The organism is Mesorhizobium sp. P3_A10, assembly GCF_056403175.1.
This window is the reverse complement of the sequence record NZ_JBFUFZ010000001.1, coordinates 790,680-807,047: the sequence shown is the minus strand read 5'-3', so window position 1 is coordinate 807,047 and position 16,368 is coordinate 790,680. Positions and strand designations below refer to the sequence as shown.

The 16,368-nt window shown below is 62.3% G+C and carries 17 protein-coding genes, 1 tRNA gene and 2 pseudogenes; 12 read left to right on the top strand and 8 right to left on the bottom strand.

Features of this window, described 5'->3' with window-relative positions; translation table 11 throughout:
• Nucleotides 1-29: 29 nt before the first annotated feature.
• Nucleotides 30-665 carry an FMN-dependent NADH-azoreductase gene (locus tag AC1DXU_RS03815; RefSeq protein ID WP_477364545.1) on the bottom strand — a complete coding sequence of 212 codons (636 nt, stop codon included), beginning with the start codon at nt 663-665 and terminating at the stop codon, nt 30-32.
• Nucleotides 666-774: 109 nt separating this feature from the next.
• Between AC1DXU_RS03815 and AC1DXU_RS03810 the strand changes: the two genes are divergently transcribed.
• On the top strand, nt 775-1,731 hold the full coding sequence (locus AC1DXU_RS03810; protein ID WP_477364542.1) for a LysR family transcriptional regulator: 957 nt from the start codon (nt 775-777) through the stop codon (nt 1,729-1,731).
• Here the strand turns inward: AC1DXU_RS03810 and AC1DXU_RS03805 are convergent.
• Nucleotides 1,664-2,290, bottom strand: a complete 627-nt coding sequence (locus AC1DXU_RS03805) for a TetR/AcrR family transcriptional regulator (RefSeq protein WP_477364539.1) — start codon at nt 2,288-2,290, stop codon at nt 1,664-1,666. The two genes, AC1DXU_RS03810 and AC1DXU_RS03805, sit on opposite strands and share 68 nt — an antisense overlap.
• 66 nt (nt 2,291-2,356) lie before the next feature.
• Between AC1DXU_RS03805 and AC1DXU_RS03800 the strand changes: the two genes are divergently transcribed.
• Nucleotides 2,357-2,782: a VOC family protein gene (locus AC1DXU_RS03800; RefSeq protein ID WP_477364536.1), complete on the top strand. Its 426-nt coding sequence runs from the start codon at nt 2,357-2,359 to the stop codon at nt 2,780-2,782.
• Nucleotides 2,783-2,884: 102 nt separating this feature from the next.
• Nucleotides 2,885-3,796, top strand: a complete 912-nt coding sequence (locus AC1DXU_RS03795; RefSeq protein ID WP_477364533.1) for an arginase family protein — start codon at nt 2,885-2,887, stop codon at nt 3,794-3,796.
• Nucleotides 3,797-3,799: 3 nt separating this feature from the next.
• Here AC1DXU_RS03795 and AC1DXU_RS03790 read toward each other — a convergent pair whose 3' ends face one another.
• The gene (locus AC1DXU_RS03790) at nt 3,800-4,750 is read right to left on the bottom strand and encodes a S1C family serine protease (RefSeq protein WP_477364530.1); all 951 of its coding nucleotides are present in this window, start codon (nt 4,748-4,750) and stop codon (nt 3,800-3,802) included.
• Nucleotides 4,751-4,919: 169 nt separating this feature from the next.
• Here AC1DXU_RS03790 and AC1DXU_RS03785 point away from each other — a divergent pair, with 169 nt between their 5' ends.
• From AC1DXU_RS03785 to AC1DXU_RS03775, 3 genes are all read left to right on the top strand, one after another.
• Nucleotides 4,920-5,810: a S1C family serine protease gene (locus AC1DXU_RS03785; protein WP_477312647.1), complete on the top strand. Its 891-nt coding sequence runs from the start codon at nt 4,920-4,922 to the stop codon at nt 5,808-5,810.
• A gap of 8 nt (nt 5,811-5,818) precedes the next feature.
• Nucleotides 5,819-6,463 (top strand): helix-turn-helix transcriptional regulator, encoded by a 645-nt coding sequence (locus tag AC1DXU_RS03780; RefSeq protein ID WP_477364527.1) that lies wholly within the window; start codon nt 5,819-5,821, stop codon nt 6,461-6,463.
• 113 nt (nt 6,464-6,576) lie between these two features.
• Nucleotides 6,577-7,443: an SDR family oxidoreductase gene (locus tag AC1DXU_RS03775; protein ID WP_477364524.1), complete on the top strand. Its 867-nt coding sequence runs from the start codon at nt 6,577-6,579 to the stop codon at nt 7,441-7,443.
• A gap of 17 nt (nt 7,444-7,460) precedes the next feature.
• Here AC1DXU_RS03775 and AC1DXU_RS03770 read toward each other — a convergent pair whose 3' ends face one another.
• Together AC1DXU_RS03770 and AC1DXU_RS03765 are read right to left on the bottom strand one after the other, a co-directional pair.
• On the bottom strand, nt 7,461-7,979 hold the full coding sequence (locus AC1DXU_RS03770; protein ID WP_477364521.1) for a TIGR00645 family protein: 519 nt from the start codon (nt 7,977-7,979) through the stop codon (nt 7,461-7,463).
• A gap of 221 nt (nt 7,980-8,200) precedes the next feature.
• Entirely contained in the window at nt 8,201-10,372 is a 2,172-nt protein-coding gene (locus AC1DXU_RS03765; protein WP_477364518.1) for an OmpA family protein, read from the bottom strand.
• A gap of 199 nt (nt 10,373-10,571) precedes the next feature.
• On the opposite strand from AC1DXU_RS03765, the gene AC1DXU_RS03760 reads away from it, so the two are divergent.
• Together AC1DXU_RS03760 and AC1DXU_RS03755 are read left to right on the top strand one after the other, a co-directional pair.
• Nucleotides 10,572-11,018, top strand: coding sequence for a YcgN family cysteine cluster protein (locus AC1DXU_RS03760; RefSeq protein ID WP_477313675.1), 447 nt, complete (start codon nt 10,572-10,574; stop codon nt 11,016-11,018).
• 266 nt (nt 11,019-11,284) lie between these two features.
• Nucleotides 11,285-11,674, top strand: coding sequence for a hypothetical protein (locus tag AC1DXU_RS03755; RefSeq protein WP_477364515.1), 390 nt, complete (start codon nt 11,285-11,287; stop codon nt 11,672-11,674).
• Nucleotides 11,675-11,850: 176 nt separating this feature from the next.
• On the opposite strand, the gene AC1DXU_RS03750 is transcribed toward AC1DXU_RS03755, so the two are convergent.
• A complete protein-coding gene (locus AC1DXU_RS03750; protein ID WP_477364512.1) occupies nt 11,851-12,561 on the bottom strand; it encodes an SIMPL domain-containing protein in 711 nt (236 codons plus the stop codon).
• A gap of 134 nt (nt 12,562-12,695) precedes the next feature.
• Here AC1DXU_RS03750 and AC1DXU_RS03745 point away from each other — a divergent pair.
• Nucleotides 12,696-12,771 (top strand) — tRNA-Ile (locus tag AC1DXU_RS03745).
• A 143-nt stretch (nt 12,772-12,914) separates the two neighbouring features.
• On the opposite strand, the pseudogene AC1DXU_RS03740 reads toward AC1DXU_RS03745, so the two are convergent.
• Nucleotides 12,915-13,403 (bottom strand): annotated as a pseudogene (locus AC1DXU_RS03740) (tyrosine-type recombinase/integrase); the annotation flags it as partial.
• A 563-nt stretch (nt 13,404-13,966) separates the two neighbouring features.
• Nucleotides 13,967-14,215 (bottom strand): hypothetical protein, encoded by a 249-nt coding sequence (locus tag AC1DXU_RS03735; protein WP_140734961.1) that lies wholly within the window; start codon nt 14,213-14,215, stop codon nt 13,967-13,969.
• A gap of 562 nt (nt 14,216-14,777) precedes the next feature.
• Between AC1DXU_RS03735 and AC1DXU_RS03730 the strand changes: the two genes are divergently transcribed.
• From AC1DXU_RS03730 to AC1DXU_RS03720, 3 genes and pseudogenes are all read left to right on the top strand, one after another.
• The gene (locus AC1DXU_RS03730; protein WP_477364509.1) at nt 14,778-14,978 is read left to right on the top strand and encodes a hypothetical protein; all 201 of its coding nucleotides are present in this window, start codon (nt 14,778-14,780) and stop codon (nt 14,976-14,978) included.
• Between the two features lie 458 nt (nt 14,979-15,436).
• Nucleotides 15,437-16,051 (top strand): HNH endonuclease, encoded by a 615-nt coding sequence (locus tag AC1DXU_RS03725; RefSeq protein WP_477364506.1) that lies wholly within the window; start codon nt 15,437-15,439, stop codon nt 16,049-16,051.
• A 68-nt stretch (nt 16,052-16,119) separates the two neighbouring features.
• A pseudogene (locus AC1DXU_RS03720) lies at nt 16,120-16,309 on the top strand (hypothetical protein); the annotation flags it as partial.
• Nucleotides 16,310-16,368 lie beyond the last annotated feature (59 nt).

Genomic DNA, 16,368 nt, shown 5'->3' with positions numbered 1-16,368 from the left:
TTTTCATTCGGGTCGGGAATGGCCTGCGGTTACGCCGCTGCGGCAACCTGCTGGGTCGCGGCCACCACGGCGTCGACCTTGGCCGTCGCCTTGGCGAGCGCGGCGGTCACCGCGTCGGGACCCATGCCGACGCCTTCAATGCGGATGACGTCGACGTCGGTCATGCCGAGGAAACCGAGCACGCCGCGCAGATAAGGGATGGCGTGGTCGAACTGCACGGCCGCACCTTCGGAATAGATGCCGCCCGAAGCCAGCACGATATAGACCTTCTTGCCGGTGACGAGGCCCTTGGGGCCGTTCTCGCCGTAGGAGAAGCTCTTGCCGGAGCGGGCGATGTGGTCGACCCAGGACTTCAGGGTCGACGAGATACCGAAGTTGATGAAGCCGGTGGCGAGTATGATGGTGTCGGCCGCGAACACTTCATCGAGCGCGGCATCGGAAACGCCGACCACTTCGGCCTGGCGCTGGGTGCGAGCCTCGACAGGCGTGTAGATGCCGGTCGAATAGTCGGCATCGATATGCGGCAGCGGATTGGCGACGAGGTCGCGCACGACAAGCGTGGCCGACGGATCGGCGGCAAGCAGCTTTTCAGCGAATTCAGTGGCGATGCGGGTCGAGTGCGAGGCATTGCCGCGCGGGCTGGACGTAACGAGAAGGATGGACATGGGGGCTCTCCAGGGTTGGAATGAATTGTCCAGCCAGATATGGGGCCACCGACCCATTTGAAAAACTGGTATATTTTGTATAGTATCCATCTACAATCTGGATAAGACGATGCAACCCAACCCGACGCTGGACCAGCTTCAGATCCTTGTGGCCGTTGCCGACACCGGCAGTTTCTCGGCCGCCGGCCGCAAGCTCAACCGGGCGCAATCCGTCATCAGCTATGGCATTACCAATCTCGAGGCACAGCTTGGGCTGAAACTGTTCGAGCGCGAGGGCACGCGCGAGCCGCAACTGACCGATGTCGGCCGCGCGACGCTGGAAGATGCGCGGCGCATGATCGGCGTGCTGCAGCGCATCCGCTCGCGCGTCGACGGCTACCGGCAAGGACTGGAGGCGGAAGTCGTCCTGTCGGTCGACATGGCGCTGCCTTCACCGGTGCTGGTGCGGGTGCTGAAAGCGTTCGAGGCGCAGTTTCCAACGGTGACGCTGCGCTTGCATATCGGCTCGCTGGGGCTGATCGTCGATCAAGTCGTCGAAGGGCTGGCCGATCTCGGCGTCGGCGGCATTCCGGGCGATGCGGACGTGCAGATTTTGCGCATCGGCTTCACCTCGATGGTGCCGGTCGCCGCACCCAGCCATCCCTTGGCGCTGCTGCCAAAACCGGTGCCGGTCGAGGATGTGCGTGAACACACGCAGCTTGTCGTCACCGACCAGTCCGAGCGCACCAAGGGACGCGACTACGGCGTGTTCGCCTACCGCACCTGGCGACTGACGGATGTGCGCACCAAGCATGCGCTGATGCGCGAGGGGCTGGGCTGGGGCGGGCTGCCGCGATGGCTGGCCGCCGACGATCTGGCCAGCGGCCGGCTGGTTGAGCTCGATCTGGAACCCTACAGCGAGGTGCGCTCGCCGCTGTTTGCCATGCACCGTGCCGACCGCAGTCCGAAACCGGCGGCGGCCTGGCTGATCGACCAGTTCAAACGCCAGCTCGGCTGCTTCAACGAGTTCGAGCCGGGTCAGGTGCCGGAAGAGGAGCCGGGGACAATCCATCCATCAGCGCCATGAGAACGGCGCGGTAATCCTCGGCTGAAGCGCCGGCCTCGGCGGCCAGAGCGGCCCGGTCGAAGGCGGCGGCAAGCAGTGCGGTCAGTGCGTCCACGGGCAATTTTGCCATCGACTGCTCACGCATCGACGCCACGAGGCCTTCGCGCAGCGAGCGGTTGCCGTGCCGATTGTCTATCTCGTCCATGCCGGCGCGGCCGAGCACGGCCGGCCCGTCAAGCAGCAGGAGCCGGGTGCGGCCGGGCACGCGCATGGCGCTGAGATAGGCGTCCGAGCCGGCGATCAGTGCGTCGCGGGCAAACAGTGAGGGCGGCGAAGCGCGCTCGATTTCCTCCGCCACCGCAGCTGCCTCCTGCTCGACGACGGCGGCGAACAGTGCCTGTTTGTCGGCGAAATGGTGGTAAAGCGCACCCCGCGTGACGCCGGCGGCCGCGACGATCTCGGGGGTGCCGGTCTCGGCATAGGGTTTTTCAATGAACAGTTTTCGCGCCGCGGCGATCAAATCGGCGCGCGTCGCTTCGGTGCGGTCGCGGTTGGAACGGTGCGTGGTTTCTCGTTGCATACATGCAGCCTGTATGTTATTTCAAGTTACATACAGACTGTATGTTATGTGGTGGGAGAAAGAAAGATGAAGACGACGAGCTATTATCCGGTGCTGATGACGGGCGACGTGGCCGGCACGGCAGCCTTCTATGTCAAGCACTTCCGCTTCAAGCCGCTGTTTGCGAGCGACTGGTACGTGCATCTGCAGTCGGCCGAGGACCGGCGCGTCAATCTCGGCATCGTCCAGGGCGACCACGAGACGATCCCCGAGGAGGGGCGCGGGCGAACGTCAGGCCTGCTGATCAACTTCGAGGTCAAGGACCCGGACGCGGTTTATGAACGGATCGTTGCGGCCGGATTGCCGATCTTGCTGTCCTTGCGGGATGAACCCTTCGGCCAGCGCCATTTCATCACCAAGGACCCTAATGGTGTGCTGATCGACGTGATCCAGCCGATCCCGCTCAGCGAGGAATTTCTGGCGCAATTCGTGGAGGGTGCGGCGGGGGTATGAACCCGCGCCGATGGCAGCAAGTGTCGGTAGGGGGCTCCGGCCCCGGTGGCCGGAGTTCTGCCATGCGGTCTATGTTGGGTGATGTGAAGCTGGATCTGCCGCATGCGCGATATCTGCCTTGTTCGTGCGCCTTCCAATCTCGGCCTTCGGCCGTTGCAGCCGGGCCATGTGCCCGGGACCTGGCGCGCGCCGCAGGCGCTGACTGAGGCCGGCCTCATCAAGGCGCTGGCGCCAGTGCGAGTTGTCGATCTCGAACGGCCCGCTTACAGCACCGAAACGCCGCCGGGCACAAAGCTGCGCAATGGCCCGGCAATCCGCCGCTTCAATCTGGAACTTGCCGAGATCATCGCCGCCGCGCTCAGGCAGAGCGAGTTGCCGGTGGTCATCGGCGGGGATTGTTCGATCCTGCTTGGCGCACTGGCGGCCGCGCGGCGATTCGGTCCATTGGCGCTGGTGCATGTTGATGGCCACAGCGATTTCCGCCATCCCGGCAATTACGACATCGACGCCATGCTTGGCTCTGCTGCCGGCATGGATCTGGCGCTCGCCACCGGACGCGGCGAAGCTTTGCTGACCGAGTGGCCTGGCATTGAAGGACCGCTGGTGGCCGACGCGGCGGTGGTGCAGATCGGCGAGCGCGAGAGCCGCGATGCCGATTTTGCCTGGCCCGACATCAATTCGACGGCGATCACGCGCATCGATGTCTTTGCCGTGCAGAACATGGGCGCCGCCAAAGTGCTGGAGACAACGAGAGCGACGCTGGCACGTGCCGATTGTGCCTACTGGCTGCATTTCGATGTCGACGTGCTCGACCAGACGGTGATGCCTGCGGTGGATTCACCCGGCAGTCCCGGCGTCGATCCAGACGATCTGGTCGCCATCCTGTCGGCACTTGTCGGCGATCCACACTGTGTCGGCATGGACGTGACCATCTTCGATCCCGATCTCGACCCGAATGGCGAGCTGGCGGCGTTGCTGGTGTCGCTGCTCGGGCGGGTGCTCATGCCGCGATAAGGCTCAGCTCGCCCTTGCCACCGGTATCACCGTTACCTGGCTGACGCCGGTGCGGCGCACCACGGTGCACAGCGTTTCGCGGCCGATGCGTTCGGCATCGAGCATGCGCACCAGATCGTCGACGCCGGTCACCGGGCGGCCGTCAATGGCCGCGATGATGTCGCCCTCCTTCAGGCCGGCCTTGGCCGCCGGGCCGTTCTTCTCGATGCTGCGCAGGCGCACGGCCGTGCTGGTCGACACTTGCGACAGAAGGGCGGCGCGGCGCGGCAGGTTTGTCGTGTCGGCGGAAATGCCGATGAAAGCGCGCCGGACGCGGCCGAAGCGAATGATCTCCGAAATGACGAAATTGGCGGTGTTGGAGGCAACCGCGAAAGCGATGCCTTGCGCACCGTGGATCATGGCGGTGTTGACGCCGATGACCTCGCCGGCCGAAGAAACCAGCGGCCCGCCGGAATTGCCAGGGTTCAGCGCCGCGTCGGTCTGGATGACGTCGTCGATCAACCGGCCTGTGGAAGCGCGCATCGAGCGGCCGAGCGCCGAGACGACGCCAGCCGTAACAGTCCATTCGAAGCCGAGCGGATTGCCGATGGCGATGGCGATCTGGCCGCGCCGCAGCCGCTTGGAATCGCCGAGGGGTGCTACGTCGGTAAAGCTGCCGTCGGCGCGCACCAGCGCAATGTCGGTGTCGGGGTCGCGGCCGAGCACGCGGCCTTCGCTGGAGGCGCCGTCCGGCATCGAGACGCGCACCGTGCGGGCGTCGCCGACGACATGGAAATTGGTGACGACCAGCCCGTCCGGCGCGATGACGAAGCCGGAGCCATGGCCGCCGGCGCCACCGATGCGCTCGATGCGGCAGACGGCCGGACCGATGCGGTCGACCGCATCGGCAACCGTCGTGGAATAGGTGTCAAGCAGCGTGTCGTCGGATTGGAATCTTGGGGCGAGGAGGGCCATCGGCGGGGCTCCGTGTTATCAGGCTTGATGATGACTATATGTGCGAAGCGGCCCATTCGGTCGCGACCTGACCAGATGGCCAGTCGAACGAGCAACTAGCCGTCAGGCGAGTACAAGCAAACGCGTAGCCGAGCGATATCTGGGGCATGAGAAAACCCAGGAGACAATCATGAGCGACTTCAACCTGAGCGCATTTTCCGACGCCATCGCCGACATCGCCGCAACCGCGGCACCGGTGGCGGCGAGCTTCGCCACCCATCACCACCGCACGGCAACCGCTTTCCATTGGCGCGACGGCTATTTCGTCACCGCCGAAGAGGCGGTGGAGACCGGCGAAGAGATCGAGCTGACGCTGGCCTCCGGCGAGACCGTGAAGGCCGAACTGGTTGGACGCGACCCTTCGACCGGCGTCGCCTTGCTGAAGCCGGCAGGTGCTGTCAGCGCGCCGTCTTTGTTAAGCAAGGAGGGGCTGGCCAAAGCCGGCGCGGTGCGGCCGGGCAACCTGGCCATCGCCGTCGGCAACAGCGATGGTTCGGCGCTCGCCGTCTTCGGCACGGTCGCCGAGGTCGGTCCGGCCTGGCGCTCGATGCGCGGCGGCACGATCGACCAGCGCATCAATCTTGCGGTTGGTGCCGGCGGCCGTTTCGAGGGCGGCCCGGTTCTCGACGCCAAGGGTGCGTTGATCGGCATGCTTTTGTTCGGGCCGCGCCGGCGGGCGTTGGTCATGCCCTACGAGACGATCGAGCGGGCTGTGGCGACGTTGCGCGAGAAGGGTCATGTTGCGCGCGGCTATCTCGGCGCCGGCCTGCACCCGATCCGCGATGGCAACGCGCATGGCGCCATGGTGATGAGCCTTGACGACAATGGTCCGGCCAAGGCCGCCGGCCTCTCTCTGGGCGACATCATCGTCTCGTGGAATGGCGAAGCGGTGCACGGCCCGCGCGAGCTGATCCGCAAGCTCGGGCCCGACAGCGCAGGTGCCTCGGTGACGCTCGGCGTGGTGCGCGGCGGCGAGACGCGCCAGGTCGTGCTGACCATCGGCGAAAAGCCGCTGAGCTGAGAGGATCGATGGCAAGCAGCGAGGCTGACGGAATCTCAGGGCGGCGGCTGACAGTGCTGATCGCGCTCGGTGATGCCGCGCGCGCCGAGCGCCTGTCCGCCGCGCTTGCCATGAGCGACGATCTGCTGCCCGTTGTCGTCGGCGGCGGCGAGGCGGCTGATGTCGCCATCGTGGATGCCGACGCGCTGGAAAACGGCACGCTGAGCGGCGGCGGCGCCGATGCACCGCGTGTACTGCTCTCCTCGGGGGCAAGCCGCGAGCGTCCCTCGGGTGCGGTGTTTGCCGTGCTGCCGGCGGCAGCGGACGCGCTGCTGGTCGCCGCTGCCGTCAGGCTGGCGGCGGCGGGCTACCGGATTTCAGGCGAGGGGCGCCCCTTGTCCGACCGGCGTGACGATTTCCATGATGGCGATGGCGACCCGTTCGAAGATGAGACGCTCGACGGCGTTTCATCCAGGCCATCGCTTTCGCCGCGCGAGAGCGAAGTGCTGGCGCTGCTGGCCGAGGGCGCGCCCAACAAGGTCATCGCGCGGCGGCTCAACATCTCCGTGCACACGGCAAAGTTCCACGTCGCCGCGATCCTGATCAAGCTGGGTGCCGCCAACCGCACCGACGCGATTGCCATCGCCATGCGGCAGGGCCTGGTGCTGGTTTAGGGAACCCAAGTTCTGGGCGGCCCTCCGCAGCGTCACCATGGCTTCCCCTTACAATCTCTTGTATCCGCAAGCTGCGCAGGCAAGGATTGCGCAAAGAGATAGGTGGAGGAAAAATGTCGCTCAAGGGAAAGACGCTGTTCATCTCCGGCGGATCGCGTGGCATTGGTCTGGCGATCGCGCTACGCGCCGCGCGCGATGGCGCCAATGTGACGATCGCGGCCAAGACCGCCGAGCCGCATCCGAAGCTGCCGGGCACGATCTACACGGCGGCTGAAGAGATCGAACAGGCCGGCGGCAAGGCACTGCCGATGCTGTGCGACATACGCGAGGAGGCGCAGGTCGCCGAGGCGGTGGCAAAAACCGTCGAAAAATTCGGCGGCATCGACATCTGCATCAACAATGCCAGCGCCATCCAGCTTACCGGCACGCTGGAGACCGACATGAAGCGCTACGATCTGATGCACCAGATCAACACCCGCGGCACGTTCCTGGTTTCCAAAATGTGCATTCCGCACCTGAAGTTGGCGCAAAATCCTCATATTTTGAATCTGGCGCCGCCGCTCGACATGAAGGCCAAGTGGTTCAAGAACCATGTCGCCTACACGATGGCCAAATTCGGCATGTCGATGTGCACGCTGGGCATGAGCGCGGAGTTCGCCAAAGACGGCATCGCGGTCAATTCGCTGTGGCCGATCTCGACCATCGACACGGCGGCGGTGCGCAATCTTCTGGGCGGTGCGACGGTGGTGGCAATGAGCCGTTCGCCCGACATCATGGCCGATGCCGCGCATGCGATCCTGATGCGGCCGTCGCGCGAGGCGACCGGCAATTTCTACATCGACGAGGAGGTGCTGCGCGCCGAGGGCGTCAGCGACTTTTCAGTCTATGCGCCCGGTGCAACAGGCCCGCTGGCTGGCGACTTCTTTGTGCCCGATGAGGTGTTTGCGAACTCGAGCACGAAGATAAAAGGCATCTACTAGCGGCACCGCCGCTGGCGTCATTCCTCGCCGGCCTTCTTGACTTTGCCCAGACCCATCAGCCGGTCGATATAGGCGAGCATGAACGCCGAGGCGACGAAGGCGAGGTGGATGATGGTCAGCCACATCAACTGGTCGGTGGTGTAGGAGACCGAATTCAGGAACACCTGCAACAGGTGGATCGAGGAGATCGCAACGATGGTCGAGGCGACCTTGACCTTCAGCGAACCGACATCGATCGTGCCCAGCCAGTGAACCTCGCCGTCATTCTCGTCGAAGCGGCTGACGAAGTTTTCGTAGCCGGAGATGATGACCATCACCACCAGCGAGGCGACCAGAGCCGCGTCAATCAGGCTGAGCATCTTCAGGATGGTGTCGGTCTCGCCGAGCGTGAAGGCCATGAGAACGAACTCATAGAGCTTCTTGCCGAAGGACAGCGCATAGATGGCCAGCGCCAAGCCCAGTCCGAGATAGAACACCACGAGCAGCCAGCGCGACGCAAGAATGATCGATTCAATGGCGAGTTCGAGGCGTTTCATAGAACGGTTCCGGTCTGGTTCTTCTTGAGGGCGGTATTTCAGGCAGACCGCCACCGTTTGCAAGGGCAGTCATGCCAAAAACAGAGACCCCGCCGGGAGGGCCGGCGGGGCTCATGTGTCCCGCTGGAGTCGGGACAGGGCAGGGAACGCCCTGTGACGAATCTGGGGTGGGTGACCGCGCGATTCAATGATCTCTTCGAATCGCGCGGTTCACATCTTGGTCAGTTGTCGCTTGCCACCGGCGCCACCAGCGAGGTGATGCGGCGGATGGCGACACGGCGGTTCTCGCGGTTGGGCGCCTGCGTGTTGACCTTCAGATATTCCTCGCCATAGCCCTGTGTCGTCAGGTTTTCCGGCGGGATACCGAAGGCATTGGTCAGGGCCTCCGCCACCGCCTCGGCGCGGCGATCCGACAAGGCCAGATTGGCCACCGGCGTGCCGACCGCGTCGGTATGGCCTTCGATCAGGAAGGTCTCGGCCGGGTTCTTCTTCAACAGCTTCTCCATCGCATTGGCGACACCCTCGAGTTTCTGCACTTCGGTGTCGGAGATCGAGGCCGAACCGAATTCGAAGTTGAGCGTGTCGAGGTCGACGCGCCGTGCAATGTCGCGCACGCGGGCCGATCGCTTCACCTCGTCGATCGAATAGAGGCGTTGGACTTTTTCCACCGGCGGCTGTTCGAGGAAGGTGTAGTAGTCGTCCGGATCCTCCACATCCTCCGAATCCAGAATGTAGTCCCGACGCGAGATGTTGAGCCGCATCGGCGGCAGGTCGTCGCCGGGATCGCGCCAGTCGTTGTCGTCGTCATAGTGCCGCTCGTCGACATAGCTCAGCACATATTCGCGGCCGTCCGGCGTGATGCGCGAGCGCTGGATGACGTCGCCGTTGCGGTTGCGGATGGTGACGATCTGGACGCCGTTGGCGCGCACCACGGTTTCGCGGGTGCGGCCGCGCGGCAGATCCTCGTAGTAGACATCCTTGGCGCCGCGGTTCATGCGCGGGCCGTCATTGCTTTCGACGATCGTCTGGTTGTTGAACTGGATGATGACGCGGTCGCCGATCTCCTTCAACACGTCCACGCCCTTGGGGCGCCGGCGGTCGCGAACATTCTCGTCGGGTGCGCGCTCGACGCGCGTGCCCTGTTCCTCCGTCACCGGAACGATCTTTTCAGGCTTGATTTCCTGCTGGGCTGCCTTGTCGTCGGTGGGCGGCGGTCCCTGGTCGACTGGAGGCTGTGCTACCTGCTCGCCATTCTGCTGTTCGGTCTGGTTGCCGCCCTTATCCTTGCCACCGCCCTTGTGCTTGCGCTGGACATCCTTCTGGCTGTCCAGAATGGGGGCTGCGTTGGGATCGACCGGGGCTTCGCCCTGAACCGGATTTTCACCCTGGACCGGCTGCGCGCCAGTGACGGGCTGCTCGCCAGTAACGGGTTGCTCATCTGTAACAGGCTGTTCGCCGGTGGCGGGCTGTTCCGCTGTTGCCGGCTGTTCGCCGACAGGCTTCTTGCCATGCTTCTTCTTGTCCAGCGGCTGCTCGCCCTCGGCAGGAGCGGCCTGCTGGTCGGTCGGAAGCGGTTCAGCCTGCGGCACGGGCTCTCCGGCAGGCGCTTCTGTCTTGACTGGCGCCTGTTCCGCAGGGGCGGCCTCGATTTGCTGGTCCTGCTTGTGCTTTTTCTTGCGCGGGTTCGCCTGCTCATTGTCGTTTGCGGGCGCGACCTGTTCGGCAGGTGCAATCTGTTCGGCCGGCTGTTCCGCAGGGGCAGCCTCGATCTGCTGCTGCTGGTCATGCTTCTTCTTGCGCGGCTTGAGCGGCTGTTCGTCGACTGCCGGGGCTGCCTGTTCGATGGGCTGTTCGGCAGGGGCCGCTTCGATCTGCTGCTGCTGATCGTGCTTCTTCCTGCGCGGCTTGAGCGGCTGTTCATCGACTGCAGGGGCTGCCTGCTCGACAGCAGGAGCGGCTTGCTCTGCCGGCGCTGCCTCGATCTGCTGTTCCTGCTTGTGCCTCTTCTTGCGGGGCTGCTGTTCTTCGACGGCTGGAGCCGCCTGTTCGATTGGGGCAGATTCCGTCTGCTGCTGCTGATCGTGCCTCTTCTTGCGGGGCTGCAGTTCTTCCACAGCTGGAGCGGCCTGCTCGGCTGGAGCAGATTCTGTCTGTTGCTGCTGGTCCCGCTTCTTCTTTTCGGGCTTCTGTTCCGGTTCTGCCTGCTGGTTCTGCGCACAGGCTTCGGCCGATTCCCCTTCGGCGCAAGCTGCTTGCGCCAGGATGAGCGGTGCTGCCGTGCGCTGCAGCGGGGCGAATGCGGCACTGCCGTGCAGCGGGAACGCGCCCAACGGCGCGGATGCCATCAGCAGGCCAAGCGCTGTGCCTGCCAGAATCCGTGGTTGGCGTTTCATGTCAAAAATTCTCCTTGTGGGTCCCATCCCTGCCCAAACTGTCCTTAACCGGATTGGTTCCGATTTGCAGGCATTACCGGCAGCGAAGGACGTTTGGCCGGCGTTTTGAAGGCGATTTCGTGTTTTTCGTATGGTGCGGCCGGCAATTGCGACCATCGCGCTGCTTGACCTTGACGCCAACGCGGGCCACATCCCCGCAATGGACACGCCATTCTGGAAAACCAAGACGCTGGAGGCGATGACCCCGACCGAGTGGGAGTCGCTCTGCGACGGGTGCGGCAAATGCTGCCTGTCGAAACTCGAGGACGAGGACACCGGCGAAATCTACTGGACAAGTGTCGGCTGCCGGCTGTTCGACGCTCAGACCTGCCGCTGCTCGGACTACGCCAACCGGCTGGCGCGGGTTCCCGACTGTGTCGGGCTGACGCCGCAAAATGTGCGCACCATCAGCTGGCTGCCCAGGACATGCGCCTACCGGCTGGTCGCCGAGGGCCGCGATCTCTACTGGTGGCACCGGCTGGTTTCGGGAAGTGCCGAGACCGTGCACGAGGCCGGCATCTCGATCCGCGGCCGGGTCAGCGCCAGCGAGACCGAGCTTGCCGAGCCGGAGGACTATTTCGACCATATGCTCGACGACGAGCCCTGAATCGTTTGCGGAACAGACTTTGCGCTCAGGCGTTTTGGGCGATCAGGCGTTTGGACAATCAGGCGTTTGGGAGATCGGATTTTTTTGGGGTTCAAGATCGTTTGCAAACGGGGAAGGTCGGAATTCCATCTGCTTTCGCCTGGTCCTGCGGATTAACCGAAAATGAACAGCCGGTTCGCAATGAGTTCAGACTGGAAGGAGCATTCTCCGCTCCATCGGTTCGACGAAGACGGGCAGAAAAAGGCCCTCAACAAGGAGAGAAGACAATGTTCAACGTGATCAAGACCGCGACGCTTTCAGCCATGATCGGCCTTAGCACGCTTGCCACCATCCCCGTCGCTCATGCCGACAGCATCTATCTCGGCTTCGGCAACAACAACGATCCCCGCTTCGGCGTCTATACCGGAGACGACGACAACTACTATCGCCGCCGCCATCACCGCCATGACGACAACGAATGGCGCCCTGACGACCGTGGCGGACGCCGGTTCTGCTCGCCCGAGCGTGCTCTCGACAAGGCCGAGCGCATGGGTCTGTACCGCGCCCGCATCGTCGACATCAACCGCCGCACGGTGAAGGTTGCAGGCCGCCAGGACGGCGACCGCGTGCTGGTCGTGTTTGCCAATGAGCGCGGCTGCCCGGTCCTCTACCGCTAAGGCGAAGATCAGCTTGAAAACTGACTTCTGCGAAGGTCAGTCTGGAGTAGTATGAGCCCCTCCACACAGGGAATGCGCGGCTCAAACAAAACCCCGGAGGATCGATCCTCCGGGGTTTTTCATTTTTCTCATGAATGACGTTTCAGGCGCCGGTCACTTCAACTCGAAAGTGCCAGTCACTTCAGCTCGAAAGTGACGGTGACCTGCACCGCATAGGAATTCTCGCCGGCCTGCACCGGAACCGCAGCACCGGCCGCGTCGAAGGCCTTGGCGTTGATCGGCATCGGCGCCGGCGCGACATTCTGGTCGGTGATCTCGAGCACCCGGCCAATGCTGACGCCTGCGGCTTGGGCGAGTGTCTTGGCCTTGGCCATCGCGTTGGCGACCGCTTTCTTGCGGGCTTCGGTGATGGCCGCCGCCGGATCCTCATTGGTGAAGGCGATGCCGCCGCCCTGGTTGACGCCGAGCGACACTGCCTTGTCGAGGATGTCGCCGGTCTTGTCGATATCGCGGATCCGCACCGAAAGCGTGTTGGTCACCTGGTAGGCGACGAGCTCGGCCTCCTGGCTGCCGTCCGGCTTGTTGGTGTAGTTGTAGCGCGGGTTGATCTGGATGCCGGCGGTCTGCAGGTCGCGTTCCTTGATGCCGGCCGATTTCATCGCCGCGATCACGGCGGCCATCGCATCATTGTTGGCATCGAGTGCTGCGCGCGCGGTTTTTGCCTCACGCATGACGCTCAGCGTCAGCAGCGCCAGATCGGGCGCCATGGTTGCGTCGCCTTCACCGGAAACAATGATGCGGGGTGATGGCGGCGAATCGGCAGCGCCAGCCATCGCCGGAAAAGCGATTGCGGCAGCAAGTGCTAGGGGCAAAAGATATCTGGTCATGAAAATCTCCTTGGTCTGCGATCCGGTCGCACCTGCCAACTAGGGCGCGAATATGGGCTGATTTGGGCGATCGCTTCCAGCCCTTCCGGAAAGCCTTGTGCCGCTCGGGGAAAAACATTAATCCAGCCCACGTGGGGCCTGTAGCTCAATGGTTAGAGCCGGCGGCTCATAACCGCTTGGTTGGGGGTTCGAGTCCCTCCGGGCCCACCATTATCGTTATTTATCAATGGTTTATTGACCGGTTCGCCACGAGGTTCGCCAATAGGTTCGCCAAGCAGCGGTTTGCGCGTTACGAGCCGTACGACTCGGTCCATGCCCTGCACAGCCAAACGCACCTGCGACGCTTCCCGGGAATAGAGTTCGGCATGGTCGATGTCGTCATGGCCGAGAACGTCCATCATCTGCCTGGTGGATGCTTCCGCTTCGGCGAGATAAACCCCGAGTGACTTCCTCAAACCGTGCAGCGTAAGACCCTTCGGCAATCCGGCGAGAGCGCTCCAGTGTGCCATGGCACCGGTCAGGGATTTCGCCGAGAAAGGTTGGCCATATCCTGTGACTAGGACTGTTTCGCCTCGCCGATCCGCTGCGTCTAGGATCTCAGCGAGCATGGGAGTGACTGGAACGAAAAGCCGCTTGCCGCCGGTCCTTCCCTTGTTCTTGGCCTGAACAATGTCAAATCCGTCGAATTGGCGCTCAACACCATCGATGAGGACTCGGTGGTTTACGCGCTGATCCCATCGCAAACCTGCGACATCGCCTCGACGATTGCCAAGCCAAAGAGCAAGCCCGTAGCACGTTCGCGCGGAAGTGCCGACTGGCCAGCGCCGTTCGAATTGTTCCATTGCTTCGCGAGGCCATGCCTTCCAACCGGTATAGGCTGGCCGCCATTCAACTGAGGCGGTAGGGTCTGTTTCGATCCAATCCTGGCGCAGCCCGACATAGATCAATTTGCGAATTGCGACCAACAGGTGCTTCGCCTTGTGAGGCGTGGCAATGAAACGGCCTAGAAGTTCTTCGACATGGACACGCCTGAGATTTTTGACTGGCACGTCGCGCCAGGTAAGTGAATGGTCAGGCACAACTCGCAGGTCCAGGAACTCATCGATTAGACGAGTGTTCTTTCGTCTTGTCGCTTCGTCGTGGGCCAGCCATTTGACCGATACTTTTAGCCTCTGATTAGCCGCGCCGAACGTGCCGGGCAGGGCAGCGCCCGGCATCCTGACGACGGGCGCCTTAGGGGCCTTTCGGCCTTCGACTGCAGCTAAATATGCCTCCTTGAATCCCGGCTGGTTCGGTGCAGGCAGGCTAACCACGCGCTCCTTGGTTCGATAGCGCCAGCGAACTTTGCCATGGCGATCGGTATAGGAGGAGAGGCCAGGATATTTATCCGTCATCGCGAACGAATCTATTCCTTTCTATGATTCCCCTGCAACAGGAAGTCGACGATATTCTCATCATCGTCGCCGGGCAGGTCGGCAAATGCCGCCTCAAGTTTGATACGATCCCAAATCACCCGGCCGTCTACCTTCTTCGGCTTCGGCATGCGACGGTCCGAAACCATTTGGTCGAACTTGGTGATGCCGACGCCGACGTATCTCGCAGCTTCTTCGCGTGACAGGCCTCGTGGGGGATAGGAGAGAGGATCGCTCTTCACCGCTTTATCCAAGGTTTCTATGCATAAGACTGGCCTTGGCTAGCCCCCAATGATCATGGAAGGAAGAGAGCTGATCGGGTCGTTCGGAAAATCGCGGTCGCGACCTGTAAATAGGATAGTCGCCTTCGGCCGCTGCTTCGCCCATCGTCAGTGTCGGGGGTTGGTAGCGGGAGACCGCTACATCGCAACACCCACTATCGAAGAGGCGTTCTTCTGCTATCGGATGCACGCGTCATCGCGGTGGCGCTTATCGCGTTCGCCGCCTGACTGAAACATCGCCTTGACAAAACGCCGCGTCGATCACATCTGACCCTTACGGCGGCGCTTATGCCGTCTGAGGCTAGCGTTTCTTCCGTAACCGCGACCTCTTCAATGTTGATGTTATGACGAGCTTCCTTCCGACAGGGGGAGCTTCGGTTTTCTCGGTGCGAAGGCCCCCGACAAAATGAAAGGGCCTGAACGGAAGAGCTCTGAGGAACTTCGATTCGACCGTGTTAACCGGGTCGATGGAAGTTCCTTGGCTGCGCACAAAGGACTTCCTCGACCAAGAAGAGAAGTCCAAATGCACAACAAATCCGCTATTGTGGCAGCCTGCCTGATCCTGACCGTGCTTTGCGGTCTGGGCGCAATCGCCATCGCCATCGTCGCCTCTATCTATCCGATCGGCGAAGCAAACACGATCATCATGCCCGTGCTGACGACGCTCGTAACGTTGTTCGGCCTCGGCGCGTCCGCGTTCTTTTTCAAGGGGCTCGGCGGCTGACAACGTTAACGACAAACGGGGCGCCTTGCGGCGCCCCGTCCATTCCATCGAAGCTTCCGCATGTGTCGGCAATCCTGTCCGTCACCCTCACCAGCACGGTATCTGCCGGACAGCATCGCCTGAAGTTCCGGCCGGTTCGCGTTCTTCCCGCTGCGCTTCTCATGGGAGATACGCACTCACCCGGCTTTGGCAACCCTTCTCAAGCTGGTCGGCGAGGTGTTGACCCTCAGTAGAAACCCTTGTGTATCCGTGGATCATCGCTCCTTTCCGGACCGATGTCGGCAAGAGTATACGCCTTTCAGCTGCGCAGACGTGTTGTGGGCATTGCGCACGATATTCGGCCGAATTCCTTCACCCTGACCGTCACAACGGCAAACGTTTGTACTATTTCACAAATAGACGGTTGCGTTTCCTGCCCTGAATGACACGGTCCGGACGGGCAGAAAACAGGGGACTTTATGAAGGCACCTACCAAAGCGTCGATCGAAAAGCGCATGGCCGAATTCCGGCGAATTGGACAGCCCGCGTTCCTAGCCAAATACGCCAATGGAAGGGCGCCTCATCATTTCTACGTCGAGGAGGACGGCGTCTATTATCCGATGAAGGCTCTGTGGGCCTCGTCCTTCCGCCCGCGTATTATGCCCGCTCGCTTTCAGCCCAAGGATGCGATGCGCGGATTTGATAACCTCGACTACAAAATCGCAAATCTGTCGGGAGTTTCAGTCGAAGATGTCTCGGCCATTCTCGATCTCCAGGCTGAAGAGGGCGAGCGGTATCGGGCCGAAGTGGTTCGGATTTGGCGAAACGCGAACATCGTTGCTGATGCGAAGGCCTACTATGGGGCCATTTGCCAGGCATGCGATTTCGACTTCGAGCACTTCTACGGCAAACACGGCAAGGATTACATCGAATGCCACCACGTTGACCCGCTCTCCGGGCGCGACGGAAAGGGCGAGGTCACGACCATCGAGGATCTGGCAATGCTGTGCTCCAATTGCCACCGGATGGTGCACCGCACAAAGCAGTGTCTCACCATCGAAGAGCTTAAGGCCTTTATCGAGGAAGCAGCGTAGGAATCTCTTGCCCCTTACGTAAGCCTCCAGATCCGTAGCTCCCCCCAGGCGCCGAGGCTACCGAAAGTATCTATGCCTCGCTCCGAGCGGACAATGCCGACATGGACTCGCCCATCGCGACGCTTAAGGCAGCGCTGACAATAGAGGGCACAAAACAGGCGGTGTTCGATCCGACCCAAGTTGGCGAAGAACAACCGATCGGGCCACAAGTTGATGCAGGCTTATTTTCGGCAGCGCGGAGTGAGCGTAACGTTTTCGGACCGCGCGCGGGCGATCTCAAACGCGTCATTGGGAGTGCTGGGCTGGTCCGGCGGTTT